General features: G+C 42.0%; 1 protein-coding gene. It reads left to right on the top strand.

The features are described 5' to 3' along the window. The coding region (locus tag R7E00_RS23545; RefSeq protein WP_318124648.1) for an MJ1255/VC2487 family glycosyltransferase at positions 1-901 on the top strand (901 nt) is incomplete at its 5' end. Positions 902-1,361 lie beyond the last annotated feature (460 nt).

The raw sequence follows: 1,361 nt of genomic DNA, 5'->3' as shown, positions 1-1,361 counted from the left end.
GTTTGGCGATTATCAGACTCGTCGCGGTTTTACGTTTGTGACGGAAAAAGGCTCGGTCAATTACGCCAAAACGGCCTTGAACAACAATTTGATTCATTTTTTCAAAGAGGTGAACCAACTCAATCTGGCGCCTTATGATTTAATCATCAACGACTTTGAACCCGTCACGGCTTGGGCAGCTCGTCAACAAAATAAGCCGTGTATCGGTATCAGTCACCAAAATGCGTTTCGCTATCCAGTGCCTCTGAAGGGGGCTAGCTGGCTGGATAAATCAGTACTTGAGTATTTTGCACCATCTCAACATCAGCTTGGATTGCACTGGTATCACTTTGACCAGCCGTTGCTACCGCCCATCGTTCACACTTTGGATAACCAAGCGGATAACGATGATTTCGTGTTGGTGTATTTACCGTTTGAGTCGATTGAGGACATCTGCGACTTGTTGTTCCACTTTAATCAGCAGACGTTTATTTGTTATCACCCCGACGTGATAGAAGTAGAGAAAGTGGAGAACATAGAATTGCGTCCGCTGTGCCATACCAACTTTCAGCACCATCTACATCGTTGCTGTGGGGTCATCGCCAATGGTGGTTTCGAACTGCCTTCAGAAGCACTTTCTCTTGGCAAAAAACTGCTAATGAAACCACTGGCAGGACAATTTGAACAGCAGAGCAACGTAGCCACGCTTGAAGATCTTGGGTTAGCCACTGCAATGGACAGTTTAGACATTTCTACCGTACGTCAGTGGCTCAAAGAGCAGCAAGCTGAGAGTGTTAAATACCCCGACGTTGCACAAGCCATCGTGAATTGGGTTTTACAAGGGGCGTGGGATTCGCAAGAAGAACTCTCCAAACAGTTGTGGGAGCAGGTGGATTTTCCGAGCTATGTATCCAATATCTAAGTTTGTTTGCTCGGATTGTTTGTGGCAAACACATAATAACTATTAACTACCTATTATTACGTTCCTTCCAACATTCCTACATGGTACTTGATGCAGCTTTTCGATTTCGAAGGGCTGCATTTTTATTCCCTCTCGTTCATTTCTATTCATTGTTTAATTGCAGATTATTTGACTGATACGCGCAAATTTACGCCAAAGACATAGGCCGTGTTTTTTGGTCTGTTGGTTATTAATAGGTGAGGTAAATATGTTTCGATGTTTGTTCTTAGTCTTATCAATTTGCTAAATACATACTCAAAGAGTGTGGTTTTAGTTGTTTTATAGTTTTTTATGTTTTTCTCAATTGGTTGATTTTAAATGATTAAATACCTAAGTGGCTAAAATTTAGTGATTAAATATCAATCTAGTTGCTAAACCCCAATCGATTAGTTGATAGTACGCTTCGAGCCGGAAGTATCCG

Origin of the sequence: Vibrio sp. Vb1755, from assembly GCF_033338635.1 — a bacterium.
GTDB lineage: Bacteria > Pseudomonadota > Gammaproteobacteria > Enterobacterales > Vibrionaceae > Vibrio > Vibrio alginolyticus.
Note: the sequence above shows the minus strand (reverse complement) of the source record. Positions and strands in the feature narration are given on the sequence as shown.